Source organism: Nocardioides cavernaquae (genome assembly GCF_003600895.1).
GTDB classification, from domain to species: domain Bacteria; phylum Actinomycetota; class Actinomycetes; order Propionibacteriales; family Nocardioidaceae; genus Nocardioides; species Nocardioides cavernaquae.
In genome coordinates, this window is record NZ_QYRP01000002.1 from 2,370,600 (window position 1) to 2,384,537 (window position 13,938).

Genomic DNA, 13,938 nt, shown 5'->3' on the forward strand with positions numbered 1-13,938 from the left:
CGTCAGACCGGGCTGAGGTCGACGGTCGGCACCGCGGTAGTGGTCCTCGAGTTGGTCATCCCAAGAGCGGCGACCGACGAGACGAGCGAGGTGGCCGCGATGAAGAACCAGGCCCATCGGACGTGGTCAAGGTCCGTGACGCCGGTGCCCAGGATGCTGACCAGGATGCTCACGCCCAGGACGAGACCGACCTGGCGCGCCATGCTGATGATCCCGCTGCCGGTGGACGACTGCTCGGGCGGCAGCCCGGCCGTCCCGGCGGCCACCAGGTTCGGGAAGCCGAGCCCGACGCCCACGCCGATCACCAGCCACCCCGGAAGGACGGTCGACGCGTAGGACGGCTGGGTGTCCAGGGCGAGGAGCAGCATGACCGATCCGATTGCCACGGCAACGCCACCGAGCGCGATGAGCCGCGACGGGTGGACGTGCCCGAAGAAGCGTGCGGCGAGGATGCTCGTCGGAGGTACGACGAGGGGGCCGGCCGCCACGGCGAACCCGGTCTCCAGCGCTGAGAAGCCCCACGCCTGCTGCATCCACAGGATCGCGAGCAGCAGCGAGGCCCCGAAGGCGCCGTTGAACAGGAGGGTTGCGGCGTTGACCCATGCGAAGGAGCGGACGCGGAAGAGGGCCGGGTCGATGATCGGGTGAGCGTGTCGTCGCGAGAGGCCGGCGAAGGCGACGAAGGCCAGGCCGGATCCGGCGAAGGCGCCCAGCGTTCTGGCGGAGGTCCATCCCCAGTCGTTGGACTGGACCAGGCCGAGCACCAGCGCACCGACTGCGACGGCCAGGACGAGGCCGCCGAGCAGGTCCGGGCGTGGAGCGCCCTCGTTGTGGCGAACGTCGGGAACGAGGCGGGCCGCGACGACCATCAGCAGGATCCCGATGGGCAGGTTGATCCAGAATGCCCACTGCCAGGAGAGCTGGACGAGCATGCCGCCGACCGCAGGCCCGAGAGCGGCGGCGATTGCTCCAGCGAGCGCCCACAGCCGGGCGCCAGCCGCCTGTCGCTCCGGCGGGAGGGCGCCGAGCAGGAGGCTGAGGCTGGCGGGAGTCATCAGTGCGGCGCCGATGGCCTGCAGCGCGCGGAATGCGACGAGGATCCAGACGCCATCGGCGAAACCGCACGCGAGGCTGGCGAGGGTGAAGAGACCGAGGCCGCCGATGAAGCCGCTCTTTCGGCCGTAGCGGTCGGTGAGTCGGCCAGCCGGGATCAGCAGCGCGGCGTACACGACCGCGTAGGCGGTCAGGATCCAGCTCAGTGCGCTCAGCGTGGGGGCATGGGCGCCGTCGCTGAAGTCCCGTCCGATGTCGTCGAAGGCGACGTTCACGATGAACAGGTCGAGGCCGGTCATGAAGGAGGAGCCGATGAGCACCGCGGTGATGGCGAGCGCGTGCCTCGGCTGACTAGAGGTTTCCATAGCCAGACACTAAGATGCTGGCTATGGATAAAGCAAGCCAGTTGTGAGTACGCTCCTGCCATGACGATTCAGACGGGAGGTCGGCTGGCCGCGCGCGGGGACGCTCCGCTGGGGGACCGGTGCCCGATCGACCGCACCCTGCAGCTGCTCGGCAATCGCACCGCGCTCCTCCTGCTTCGGGAGTCCTTCTACGGCGCCACGCGGTTCGACCAGCTCTGGAAGCGGGTGGGGGTGACCGAGGCGTCAGCGTCACAGCGGCTGCGCGAGCTGGTGGCGGCCGGCGTGCTGACGAAGGAGCCCTATCAGGAGCCGGGCAAGCGGACCCGTTTCGAGTACCTCCTGACCCCGTCCGGCCACGACCTGATGCCGGTGATCCTCGGGCTCTTCCAATGGGGGGCGGACCATGTCCCTGAGCGGAGCGGCCCGGAGGTCACGCACGATGGCTGTGGTGCTCCGGCGCGGGTCGTCGTCCGTTGCGACGCTGGCCATGAGGTGGCCGAGTCCGAGGTGCTGATCGCTGGAGGTGGCCCAGCACGCTGACGGCACTTCCGTGGCCGGGGCGCGGCGATCCCACGCCGTGGCGCGATCGTCCTATGAGACGGCGATCACATCTTTCTACGTTTGAACAGCAGACCGCGAGGTCGGCGCAAACGGGATGGATCGATGAACTCACCACTGGATGTCACCGCCGCTCGGCCCTCCGCCGAGCCGGGCCGGACGCACCGCAAGGAGGCTCGCCCGGGCCCTGAGGGCATGACGCCCGAGGCGCTCCAGCTGGCGCGCGAGGCAGTGCGCAACTCCCTGCCCTTCAAGACGTTCTCGACCTTCGGCGACTTCTACAGCTTCGTCGGCAAGGTCTTCGCGCAGATGTTCACCCGCCGGTTCCACTTCCGCGAGTTTGTCTCCCAGGCGTGGTTCATCACCACCGTGTCGTTCGGTCCGGCCCTGCTGGTCTCGATCCCGTTCTGCGTGGTGATCATCTTCCAGGTCAACCAGATCCTGATCCAGATCGGCGCGGTCGACCTCGCGGGAGCCGGCGCCGCCGTAGCCGTCGTACGCGAGATCGGTCCGATCGTCAGTGTTCTCGTCGTCGCCGGTGCCGGTGCGACCGCGATCTGCGCGGACCTGGGTTCGCGCAAGATCCGCGAGGAGATCGATGCGCTCGTGACCCTCGGCATCGACCCGATCTCGCGCCTGGTCGTGCCCCGGGTGGTGGCATCGACCCTGGTCGGGGTCGCGCTGAACGGCATGGTGACGATCGTCGGGCTGATCGGCGGGTACTTCTTCTCAGTCGTGCTCCAGGGCGCCACGCCGGGCCTCTATCTCGCGGACCTGACTCTCCTCGTCGGTCTTTCCGACTTCCTCGCTTCCGAGGCGAAAGCGGCCGTCTTCGGCCTCCTCGCCGGCCTGACCGCCTGCTACCTCGGGCTCAACGCCAAGGGCGGCCCCAAGGGCGTCGGGGAGGCCGTGAACCAGACCGTGGTCTTCGCGTTCATGCTTCTGTTCGCAGCCAACAGCGTGATCACGGCCGTCTTCCTTCAGCTCAAGCTGGGAGCCTGACATGGCCACGATCAACCGCGTCGGAGCGCAGCTCCGCCGGCACCTGGTGACGAAGCGGATCGAGTCCCTTCGTGGCGTCGGCGACCAGCTGAGCTTCCACGGCAGTGCGTACGCACATGCGCCGCGGGCCATCAGGCACTACCCGAGGGAGGTCCTGCGCCTTCTCGCTGAGGTCTCGATGGGCTCCGGTGCCCTTGCGCTGATCGGCGGGACGGTCATGGTGATCGGCTTCCTCACCGCTGCCTCAGGCATCGAGGTCGGGCTGCAGGCCTACACCTCCTTCGACAACATCGGCGTCTCGACGCTGGCCGGCTTCTTCTCCGCCTACTTCAACACCCGCGAGGTCGCTCCGATCATCGCCAGCATCGCGCTGACTGCCACCGTGGGAGCCGGATTCACGGCCCAGATCGGAGCCATGCGGGTCAGCGAGGAGATCGACGCCCTCGAGGTGATGGCGGTGCCGCCCGTTCCCTACCTGGTGACCACGCGCATCATCGCCGGTCTCATCGCGGTCGTCCCGCTCTTCGCGATCGCCGTGATGCTCTGCTGGCTCGCGACGTACCTGGTGGTGGTCGTCGGCTACGACCAGGCCCCGGGCACCTACCAGCACTACTTCGAGACGTTCCTGATCCCCGGCGATCTCTTCCTCGCAATCGTGAAGGTGGTCCTGATGGCGCTCGTGATCGTGTCGATCTGCTGCTACCACGGATTCCGGGCGTCGGGAGGCCCGGCAGGAGTCGGCAAGGCGGTGGGTACGGCGGTGCGCTCGGCCCTCATCTGCACGATGTTCATCGACCTGATCTTCGCCATCGCCATCTGGGGTGGCCCGTCCGTCCACATCGCGGGGTGAGCCGGCCATGATCGAGTCACCACACCGCATCGACCGCCAGGTGCTCTACGGGCTGCTCTTCCTCGCCCTGGTCGCCGCTCTCATAGCCGGCACCATCGCGAAGTACCGCGGCGTCTTCGAGGACAACGTCGCGGTCGTTCTGGAGGCAGACCGTGCTGGTCTCACGCTCGCGAAGGGCGCGCCGATCAAGCTCCGCGGCGTCGAGATCGGCCACGTGGGCAGCGTCGACACCGACGGGAAGTCCGTGCGGATCGGGCTCAAGATCGACTCCGAGAGTGTCGGCGACGTCCCTGCGGATGTGACCGCGCAGATCGTGCCGCCGACGGCGTTCGGCGCGAAGTACGTGCAGCTGACCGCAGCAGGCCCGAGCAGCGATCCGCGGATCGCGGCCGGAGACGTCATCCCGGCAACCCGGGTGACCGTCGAGGTCAACGAGGTGTTCGACAACCTCAGCGAAGTCCTCGACGTGGCCCGCCCGGCGCAGGTCAATGCAGCGCTCACTGCTGTGGCCGGCGCGGTCGACGAGCGCGGTGAGCTTCTCGGCGACCTGATCAGCCGGACCGATGCCTATCTCACCGGCTTCAACCCGGCCCTCACGACGATGAGCAAGGACCTGGCCCTGGCCGACGACGTCCTCGATGTGTACGCCGCGGCCCGGCCGGCGCTCGTCGGCACCCTCGACCACGCGGCTGACCTCTCCGACACCGCCGTCCGCCGACAGGCATCGCTGCGCGCCTTCATGCTCAGCCTCGGTGCGTTCAGTGACCGGACCGACATGTTGTTACGCAGCTCGCAGGACGGGATCTTCACCTCGCTCACGCTGATCGAGCCGGTCGGCCGCACGGTTGCGCGGTACTCACCCGAGCTCCCGTGCATCATCCTCGGCCTCGCCACGCTCAACGCTGCGCTCGAGCCCGCAGTCGGTGGCGTCAGGCCCGGTCTCACGACGGCAACCCGGATCGTGCCGGGCCGGCCGGCTTACGTCCCCGGCAAGAACCTGCCGCTGGTCGGCGACGATCGCGGGCCGTTCTGCTTCGGGCTGCCGTTCGTCACGCCCGCCGAGTCCGAGCAGCCGCCGCCGGTCCTGCACACCGGCGCCAACCCGTACGCCGGGTCCCCGTCGACGCCACAGCGGGCGACTCTCGACACCTTGTTCGGGCTCGGGGGAGGGGCGAACCAGCCATGAAGCTGAGTGTCGAGCGCAGGCGCCAACGCGCGGACCTGATCAAGCTGGTCACCTTCCTGGTGCTGGCCGCAGTGGTCACGCTCTGGGTCGCGGCGGTGACGGCGGCGTATAGGCCGGGGGACCGCGAGACCTACTCGGCCGTCTTCGACGACGTCTCCGGCCTCGCCGCGGGTGACGCGGTTCGGATCTCGGGTGTCGACGTGGGCAAGGTCGAGTCGATCGATGTCCAGGACGACGGCTCCGTTCTGGTGACCGTCCAGGTGCGACGCGACCAGGAGCTGACGACCGCGACGCGGGCTGCCATCCAGTACCGCAACCTCACCGGTGACCGCATCGTGCAGCTCAGCCAGGGTCGACCCGGAGCCCCCCGGCTCGCCGCTGGTGGCACGATCCCGATCGGCCAGACGGCTGCAGCCCTCGACCTCGACACGCTGCTCAACGGCTTCCGTCCGCTCTTCGCGGGCCTGGTGCCCTCCGAGATCAACGAGCTGTCGGGACAGCTGATCGGGGTGCTGCAGGGCCAGCGCGCAGCGGTGGCGAACCTTGTCTCACACGTTGCCCGGTTCACCACGACCATCGGCAACCGAGAGCAGCTGATCGGCCAGGTCGTCCGCAACCTCAACAGCGTCCTCGGCGCCGTCGACGAGCGCTCGGGAGCCCTGAGCGACCTCATCGTCCAGATGGACGCACTGCTCACCGGTCTCGAGCGGCAGGACACGCGGCTCCTCGACGCAGCCTCGAGCATCGACGTCTTCGCCCGCCAGGCGACAGGGCTCCTGAAGGACGCCCGGGGCGACATGCGCACCGACCTCAGCTCACTCACAGTGGCTGCGCGCGGGGTGAACCGACAGGCGACCACGTTCCAGGAGGTGCTGACCAACTTGCCGAAGCACTACCGCGCCATGCAGGAGGTCACGTCCTACGGCAACTTCTTCAACTTCTTCATGTGTGGCGTGCGGATCCAGACCGACCTCGGTACGAGCCCGTGGATCAGCTCCGACGCCGCGAGGTGCGGGCGATGAGGACCGTCACTCCCGACCGGCTGGCCGTCCGCGGGATCATCGGGACGATCGTGATGGCTGTGGTCGTCTTGGCCGCGCTCAATATCAACCGGCTCCCGCTGATCGGCAGCAACGACGTCCTTCATGTCCAGTTCGCCGAGGCTGGCGGGCTCCGCGGCGGGGACGACGTGCTGATCTCGGGCGCCAAGGTCGGCAAGGTCCGCGACGTCCGGCTCGACGGAGTGCATGTCGTCGCCGACATCGTCATGTCGGATCGCGACGTGGAGCTCGGCGACCTGACCGAGGCACGGATCGTCACGGTGACCCTGCTCGGGAGGGCGGCGATCGAGCTCGAACCACGTGGCTCCGGTGCGCTGAAGGTGGGCGAGACCATCCCGCCGGCGCGCACGTCCTCGCCGTACAACCTGACCAGCACGCTGGGTGAGCTGTCCGACACCTCGGCCGGGATCGACAAGGGCCAGCTCGCGCGCGCCCTCCAGGAAGCGTCGTCGACCCTGAGCACCGCCAGCCCGGACCTCGGGCCTGCGCTCGACGGCATCACGGCCCTGTCGTCGGCGGTGTCCGCGAACGACGACGAGCTCCGGTCGCTGGTCGATCGGGCAGACCGGGTGACCGGAGTCCTGGCCGGGCGCGACCAGGAGATCGCCTCGCTCCTCGGCGCGGGCAGGTCCCTGCTGTCGGAGCTCGATGCCCGCCAGGACACGGTGATCAGCCTGCTCCACAGCGCCCGCAGTCTTGCGACGCAGCTGCGGCTCACGCTCAAGGACACCGACGACGTGATCGGCCCTGCGCTCGACGAGCTCGATCAGGTCGTCGCCCTGCTCAACAAGAACCGAAAGAACCTCCAGGACAGCATCACCGGACTGCGGAACTACGCCACGTCGATCAGCGAGGCGCTGGCGAGCGGGCCCTGGTTCGACATCTACATCCAGAACCTCACGTCACCGGCCTCCATGGCCCCGATCCTGTCAGGGATGATCCCGTGAAGGCCCAGATCGGCTCCGCCCGGCCCGGCATCCCGAAGCCCGACCCCTGGCGGCCCGGCCGCGGAACCGTCGCCGCACTCATCGCCCTCATCCTCGGGGTGGCCGGGTTCGTGTGGCTCGGCGAGCGTGGCCAGACGATCCACGCCCGCTTCGTCAGTGCCGAGGGTCTCCACGTGAACGACGACGTGAAGGTGCTCGGCGTCTCTGTCGGCAAGATCTCGGGGATCGACAACGAGGGCGGCTCAGTGCTCGTCACCATGACCGTTGACTCCGGTCAGCCGATCCCGGCTTCGGCCCGTGCGGCGATCGTGTCACCCAGCCTGGTCAGCGGTCGTTTCGTCCAGCTCGCTCCGGTGTGGTCCGGGGGAGACCGCCTCGAGGACGGCGCGACGATCGGGATCGAGCACACCGTGGTGCCGGTGACCTTCGACGAGGTCAAGCAGCAGCTCACCGACCTCGCCACCTCGCTCGGGCCGGTGGGGGGCCGGGGCGGTGGCGCGCTTGCGGAGACGATCGCTGCGCTCGACCGCAGCCTTCGGGATGGCAACTCCGGCCGTCTCCGAGCCGCGATCGCCGAGCTGCGCGGCGCCGCCGCAGCACTGTCAGACGGCGGCTCCGACCTCTTCGGCACCATCGAGAACCTCAACAAGTTCACCCGCAACCTCGCCTTGAACGACGCCGCCGTCCGGGGCTTCACCCAGGAGCTCGACGCAGTCGGCACGGTGCTGGCCGACAACCGGACCACCCTCGTGGGAGCGGTGCGCGACCTGGCCGATGTGCTCGGCGTGACCCAGGCCTACCTCAAGCGTCACTCAGGGAACCTCACGGGCACGGTGAAGGAGCTCAACCTCCTGTCCGCCGCAATGGCGGACCGCTCCAACGAGCTGGCCGGGGTCCTGCACGTGGCTCCTCACGCGCTCAGCAACCTGACGAACGCGGTGGAGAACAAGGCGCTCACGGCCCGTCCGAGCACCACCGGCTTCGACAGCGTCGCGCAGCTGCTCTGCGGTGCGATCCTCGGGGTCGGCGGGACCAGCAAGCAGTGCTCAGGCGCCCTTGCACCGCTCCTCGACCTGCTCGGCCTGCAGCCGGGAGGCGCGCGATGAGAAAGGCCCTCGCCCTGTTCTGCGGCATCGCGCTGTTCTCCACCTCGGCCTGTGCGCTCCAGCCCAACGACAACACGCTGCCCGGCCAGACGGCGGTCGGCGACGACGGCTACAGCGTCACGGTCCACTTCGGCCAGATCGAGAACCTCGTGCCCAACTCGACGGTCCAGAAGGACAACGTCGTCATCGGGACGGTCGCCTCGATCGACACCCGGGACTGGGAGGCGATCGTGCACCTCCGCCTGCTGGACGACGTGCCGCTGCCGGCCGACGCGGTGTTCTCCATCGGGCAGAAGACCCTCCTCGGCGCGCAGTACGTCGAGGTGTCCGCGCCGCCCGCGCCTGGTGCCGAGCTCCTCGCCGAGAACGCCGTCGTGCCCGCTTCGCAGACCGGCACCTACCCGGCCACGGAGCAGGTGCTCGGTGCGGTTGCCCTCCTCCTCAACAACGGTGGACTCTCGCAGATCAGCACGATCACGGGCCAGTTCGCGACCGCACTGCACGAGCGGGTCCCGAACACGAGGAACCTGATCCGCCACGCCAACGACCTGCTCGCAGTGCTCGACGACAACCGGGGGGAGATCGTTGCGGCCCTGGAGTCGCTCGACTCCTTCAGCGCGGGCCTGCGCGAGGACCAGGACCGGATCGCGAGCGCCATCAGCCGCATCGCTCCCGGACTGCGAACGCTGGAGGAGGAGCGCAACCGCCTGATCGGCGCGGTCAGCCAGGCTGCGCGCACGAGCGACCGGGCAGTCGGGGTGATCCGGGCCAGCGGCCCGGCACTGCTGGCCAACCTGGACTCCCTCGGACCGATCCTCAGCAACCTCGGTGAGGCCAGCGAGACCTTGCCGGAGGCCCTCAAGATCGGGTTCACCCTGCCGTGGCCGGCCCTGACGACCCGCAACGGGATCAAGGGGGACTACATGAACCTCTTCACCACGCTCGACCTGCGCGGAGCCAGCCTCGCCGGGTCCTGGCTGTCCGGCCTCCCGTCGGTGCTGCCGCCGGCGCTCCAGGCGGGTAACCCCTTGCAGGACCCGCTGTCGATCCTGAACGAAACCACCTCCGGGCTCAAGCTCCCGGGTGGGCTCGATGCCGGGGTGCAGCAGCTGCTGAACCCGCTCCTCGGTGCCCCGGCGCCCGCGCCGTCGTCCGGCCCCGCGCCCGGCCAGCCGAAGCCCGCTCCCACGAGTGGCTGCCTGCTCGCCCTGTTGGGAGCCTGCTGATGTTGCTCTCTGCCCTGATCAAGCGACAGCTGCGGATCTTCCTCGTGATCGCGCTGGTCGCACTCGGCCTGACCTTCTTCCTCTACGCCAAGGTGCAGACGATGGTCGGCGTCGGTGTCTTCGACGCGACCGTCGACTTCGAGGACGCCAGCGGGCTCTATCCGACTGCACTTGTCACCTACCGCGGCGTGGAGGTCGGCAAGGTCGCGAGGCTCGAGGTGAGTGACGACGGAGCGACAGCGACGTTGCGCATCGACAGCGATGCCGACGTCCCGGCTGACGCGCGTGCCGAGCTGCACAGCACCTCCGCGATCGGCGAGCAGTACGTCGACCTCGTGGCCGCCGACGGGGACGGGCCGTTCCTGACCGACGGCTCGGAGATCGTCCGCGAGCGGGCCATCGCCATGCCTCAGATCACCCCGGTCCTTGACTCGGTCAACCGCTTGTTGGCATCTGTCCCACGCGACCAGACGAGCCGGGTGCTGAACGAGGTCGGCGAGGGACTCGGCGGAGCCGGACCGGACCTCGGCAAGGTCATCGACGCCTCCAGCCGGCTGGTCACCGAGGCGCAGGCGCACCTCGACGCGACCACCTCACTGGTGGCTGCGCTGCAGCCGGTCCTCGCCACACAGAAGGAGCTCGGACCGACCACGCGGCACTACGCGAGGAGCCTCGAGTCGCTGACGGGCGCCCTGGCGGCCGATGACACCGCCGCCCTGCGTGCCCTGCTGCGCACCGGCCCGGGCGGCCTCGATGCCCTGACCCGGACGGTGACCGAGCTGCAGCCGACGCTTCCGATGCTGCTCGACAACCTGACCACCAGTGCGCAGGTGCTGAACACGTACCTCCCCGGCCTTCGCCAGCTTCTCGTCGTCTATCCCGCGACCATCGCGAACCTCCAGGGGATGGCCAACCCGCACGCGAACTCCGGGGACGCGCAGTACGACCTGAGGGCGGCACTCGGTCCTCCGGGGAGCTGTTCCTCCGGCTACCTGCCGCGCAACCAGCGACGTTCGCCGAGCGACACGACGTACCGCGAGGTGGATCCGCAAGCGCACTGCAAGATCCCGGCCGACGACCCGATCGCGGTCCGCGGTGCCCGGAACCTCCCGTGCCCGACCTCGGCGCGGCGGGGTGCGCTGCCGGAGGACTGCGGGCTCACCTTCCGGTCGGGCCGTTGGCCCGGCTCAAGCGGATCGGTGGCGTACGACCTCGCCGTCGGCAGGTCCACCGACACACCCCGGACCGATCCGGAACAGAACGATCCAGAGCTGAAGAATGGAGAAGACCTGTGGAAGATCCTGGTACTCGCACCGTTGACGGTGCGGTGAAGGAGCGTCTGTCCGGGCAGGTCGTTGCCGCGGTCGTGGTCGCGCTCGCCCTGGTGGCGTTGGCGGCGCAGCAGTTCCTCTCCTGGCGTGACGAGCGCCAACGCACCGCGGATGGAAGCGACGCCACCGCAGCCGCGGCTGCCGAGGTCGTCGGCCTGATCGGCATCAGCAGCGCCACCTCCGGCGACGACATCGACGCGCTGCTCGACGGAGCCACCGCCGACTTCCGCTCAGATCTCGCCGACCAGGCCAAGCGACTGCGTGAGGAGCTCGCCAGGAACAAGGTGAGCGCCACGGGCAAGGTGGTCTCGACCGGCATCGTGAAGCTCGAGGACGGCAAGGCGACGGTCATCGTGGCGGCGACGGGCACGGTGACCAACAAGAAGGCTGTGGAACCGGAGCCGCGCAACTACCGGCTCCGGGTCGACCTGGTGGAGACGCGTGGCCGCTGGCTGGTCTCCGGATTGGAGTTCGTGGCATGAGCCGCACCCGCATCATCTCCGTGGCCGTCCTTCTGGCAGCACTTGCACTCGCCGTCGTGGCCACCCTGCAGGCGCGTTCGGCTGCAGCCCATGCCGACGCGCGCAGCGATGCGCTCGCTGCCGCGAAGGCGCTGGTCCCGGACCTGCTGAGCTACGAGAACGCCACCCTCCACGACGACCTCGCGCGCGCCGGGGCGCAGGCCACCGGGCCGTTCGGCGCCGACTACCGGAAGATCCTCAAGGACGTCGTCGAGCCGACCGCCACGAAGCAGGGCATCAGCACCCAGGCGTCGGTGAGCGCAGCCGGCATCGTCTCGGGCAACCGCGAGAAGGTCGTCGCGCTGGTCTTCCTCACGCAGACCACGACGGCCCGAGGCAACCACACCGCGGTGTCGGGAAGCCGGGTCGAGGTGACGATGAAGCGTGACGGCGACACGTGGAAGATCGCTGGTCTCAAGCCGGTGTGAGGTGCCTCAGCTGAAGGCGGGCTTTCGCTTGGCGAGGAAGGCGTCGACGCCCTCAACACCGTCCGGGCTCGCGATGTTGCGCGCGATCGAGGCCGCCTCCTCGTCCATCTGCTCGGCGTAGTCCCGGTCCGCTGATGCAGCCATCAGGCGCTTCGTGTCGGCCAGGGCAGTCGCTGCGCCGTCGCGAAGATCGGCGACGACGGCCTCGACGGTCGCGTCGAGCTCAGCGCCCGGCACGGCCCGGCTGACCAGTCCCCACTCGGCGGCCTCCGCACCCGTGATCAGGCGGTTCGTCAGTGCGAGGTCCATGGCGCGCACCCACGAGATCCGTTGGGGGACGATCGAGGTCAGCCCGCAGTCGGGGGTGAGGCCGGACGCGGTGTAGGCGAAGACCAGCTTCGCCTCCGCGGCCGCGAGGACGATGTCACCGCACAGTGCGATGCCGAGGCCACCACCGGCAGCCGTCCCCTGGATCACGGAGACCACGGGCACGTCCAACGACCGCAGGATGGCGAGTCCGGCGTGCAGCCCGTCCGCCGTCGCCTTCACCTGGGCACCTCGGTCCGGCGAGCTGCCGAACTCGGCCAGGTCACCGCCCACGCTGAAGGCCCGCCCCTGGGCGCTGAGCACCACGACGCGCGCTTCGCCGCGGCGTACGTCGGCGGCGGCGCGCTCGGCGGCGAGCAACAGGGCCTGTCCCATCTGGCCGTCGAGGCTGTTGTGCGCCTTGCTGTGGGTGAGCTCGATGCGGGCAACCCGCTCGACCAGGTCGTAGCTGATCCGGTCGTTGATGTTCTCGGGCACGGGTTCTCCTTGGTGGGGGTTGATCGGGTCAGTTGGTGGTGCCGACGGGGACCGGGGCCGGATCCGGAGCGACCGGACGGCTCGCGCGGGGCAGGGCGAGTGCGGCCACCGAAGCCAGCACTCCGCAGGCGAGGATCAGCGACCACACTCGCTGGAAGTGCTCGACGGCGTCGGAGGGTGTTGCGCCCGCGAGGAGTGCCACGGTCAGGGCGATGCCGAACGTCGCGCCGAACTGTCGAATGGCCTGGTTGACCGCGGCGCCCGCGCCGTACTCGTCGGAGGAGAGCTCGCGCACGGCGGCGCTGGTCAGCTGGGGGAGGACCAGCGAGGCGCCGATCCCGGTGAGCAAGGAGGCAGGCAGGAGATCGGTGGCCCAGGCAGGGTCGGTGTCGAGCGAGAACAGCAGGTAGGCGCCGGACGCCGCGTAGACGAGCCCGCCCGGGACCAGCAGCCGCCGCTGGCCGTACCTCGCGGCGACGCGGCCCATGAAGGGAGCCAGCACCATGACGATGAAGGCAGCGGGCATCATCGCCAGGCCGGTCTCGACGACGCTGTAGTGCCACACGGTGGTCATGAACTGGATGAGCGCGAAGAACATCGCGGTGAAGCCGATCGTGAAGACCGCGGTGGTGATGTTCGCCCACCGGAACGACGGCCGCGTGAACAGGCTCAGGTCGAGGGCCGGGTGGGGCACCGCCAGGGAACGCCGGACGAACCAGGCGAGCACAGCCAGGCCGCAGGCAACGACGCTGGCGGTGGGGATCGAGACCGCGCCCCATTGCTCACTCTGCACGATGCCGAGGGACAGCAGGGTGAGTGAGCCGGCGAGGAGCAGGATGCCCAGCACATCGGGGAAGCGTTCGCGGACCGCCTCACGGGATTCGGGGAGGAGGCGGATCGACAGCGCCACCGCGACGATCCCGACGGGCACGTTGACGAGGAACACCGAGCGCCAGCCGAAGCCCTCCACGAGGAGGGCGCCGACCGTCGGGCCAACACCTGCGGCGAAGGCGCCGGCCGCGCCCCACGTGGCGACGGCGACGGGCACCCGCGCAGAGGGGAAGACGGAGAGCACGAGGGCCAGCGAAGAAGGCATCAGCGCCGCGGCGCCGAAGGCCTGGACCACCCGGAAGGCAACCAGCAGGCCCGGTGTCGGCGCGAGTCCGCAGAGCAACGATGCAGTGGTGAAGACGACCAGCCCGGTGACGAAGGTGCGGCGGCGACCGAACCGGTCCGTCATGCGGCCCGCGGTCACCAGGGTGGCGGCCAGCGCGATCGTGTACGCCGACAGCGTCCACGACATCGTGGTGAAGGAGACGGACGGGAAGCTCGCCCGGATGTCGTCGAAGGCGACGAAGAGCACCTGCGTATCGAGCATCACCATGAAGGTGGCCGCACTCGCGATGGCGAGAACGATCCATGGATTGACTGTGCGGGTCGGGGAAGACGTCATGGCGGGCCTCGGGCGAGCGTGGGTGCGGCGGGCGGATGGGCCCGGAG

At 69.3% G+C, this 13,938-nt stretch carries 14 protein-coding genes; 11 read left to right on the forward strand and 3 right to left on the reverse strand.

Going from position 1 to position 13,938, the window contains the following annotated elements:
- Positions 1–2 precede the first annotated feature (2 nt).
- On the reverse strand, positions 3–1,418 hold the full coding sequence (locus D4739_RS11425) for an MFS transporter (protein WP_238473621.1): 1,416 nt from the start codon (positions 1,416–1,418) through the stop codon (positions 3–5).
- A 60-nt stretch (positions 1,419–1,478) separates the two neighbouring features.
- Between D4739_RS11425 and D4739_RS11430 the strand changes: the two genes are divergently transcribed.
- From D4739_RS11430 to D4739_RS11480, 11 genes are all read left to right on the forward strand, one after another.
- Positions 1,479–1,958: a winged helix-turn-helix transcriptional regulator gene (locus D4739_RS11430; RefSeq protein ID WP_120060737.1), complete on the forward strand. Its 480-nt coding sequence runs from the start codon at positions 1,479–1,481 to the stop codon at positions 1,956–1,958.
- A 123-nt stretch (positions 1,959–2,081) separates the two neighbouring features.
- A complete protein-coding gene (locus tag D4739_RS11435) occupies positions 2,082–2,978 on the forward strand; it encodes an MlaE family ABC transporter permease (protein WP_238473622.1) in 897 nt (298 codons plus the stop codon).
- Between the two features lies 1 nt (position 2,979).
- Complete coding sequence (locus tag D4739_RS11440; RefSeq protein ID WP_120060739.1) at positions 2,980–3,828, forward strand: MlaE family ABC transporter permease; 849 nt, start codon at positions 2,980–2,982, stop codon at positions 3,826–3,828.
- A gap of 7 nt (positions 3,829–3,835) precedes the next feature.
- Positions 3,836–5,014: an MCE family protein gene (locus tag D4739_RS11445; RefSeq protein ID WP_120060740.1), complete on the forward strand. Its 1,179-nt coding sequence runs from the start codon at positions 3,836–3,838 to the stop codon at positions 5,012–5,014.
- Entirely contained in the window at positions 5,011–6,036 is a 1,026-nt protein-coding gene (locus tag D4739_RS11450) for an MCE family protein (protein ID WP_120060741.1), read from the forward strand. Before D4739_RS11445 ends, D4739_RS11450 begins: the two co-directional genes overlap by 4 nt.
- Positions 6,033–7,022, forward strand: coding sequence for an MCE family protein (locus D4739_RS11455; protein ID WP_147384897.1), 990 nt, complete (start codon positions 6,033–6,035; stop codon positions 7,020–7,022). The genes D4739_RS11450 and D4739_RS11455 overlap by 4 nt, the downstream gene beginning before the upstream one ends.
- A complete protein-coding gene (locus D4739_RS11460; RefSeq protein ID WP_182920391.1) occupies positions 7,019–8,128 on the forward strand; it encodes an MCE family protein in 1,110 nt (369 codons plus the stop codon). The genes D4739_RS11455 and D4739_RS11460 overlap by 4 nt, the downstream gene beginning before the upstream one ends.
- Positions 8,125–9,354 carry an MCE family protein gene (locus D4739_RS11465; protein ID WP_120060744.1) on the forward strand — a complete coding sequence of 410 codons (1,230 nt, stop codon included), beginning with the start codon at positions 8,125–8,127 and terminating at the stop codon, positions 9,352–9,354. The genes D4739_RS11460 and D4739_RS11465 overlap by 4 nt, the downstream gene beginning before the upstream one ends.
- Positions 9,354–10,685, forward strand: coding sequence for an MCE family protein (locus tag D4739_RS11470; RefSeq protein WP_120060745.1), 1,332 nt, complete (start codon positions 9,354–9,356; stop codon positions 10,683–10,685). The genes D4739_RS11465 and D4739_RS11470 overlap by 1 nt, the downstream gene beginning before the upstream one ends.
- Positions 10,682–11,167: a hypothetical protein gene (locus D4739_RS11475; protein WP_120060746.1), complete on the forward strand. Its 486-nt coding sequence runs from the start codon at positions 10,682–10,684 to the stop codon at positions 11,165–11,167. The genes D4739_RS11470 and D4739_RS11475 overlap by 4 nt, the downstream gene beginning before the upstream one ends.
- On the forward strand, positions 11,164–11,634 hold the full coding sequence (locus D4739_RS11480; RefSeq protein ID WP_120060747.1) for a hypothetical protein: 471 nt from the start codon (positions 11,164–11,166) through the stop codon (positions 11,632–11,634). Before D4739_RS11475 ends, D4739_RS11480 begins: the two co-directional genes overlap by 4 nt.
- A 6-nt stretch (positions 11,635–11,640) precedes the next feature.
- Here the strand turns inward: D4739_RS11480 and D4739_RS11485 are convergent, their stop codons facing one another.
- Both D4739_RS11485 and D4739_RS11490 read right to left on the reverse strand, forming a co-directional pair.
- Positions 11,641–12,438: an enoyl-CoA hydratase/isomerase family protein gene (locus tag D4739_RS11485; protein ID WP_182920392.1), complete on the reverse strand. Its 798-nt coding sequence runs from the start codon at positions 12,436–12,438 to the stop codon at positions 11,641–11,643.
- Positions 12,439–12,466: 28 nt separating this feature from the next.
- On the reverse strand, positions 12,467–13,891 hold the full coding sequence (locus D4739_RS11490) for an MFS transporter (RefSeq protein WP_120060749.1): 1,425 nt from the start codon (positions 13,889–13,891) through the stop codon (positions 12,467–12,469).
- Between the last annotated feature and the right edge of the window lie 47 nt (positions 13,892–13,938).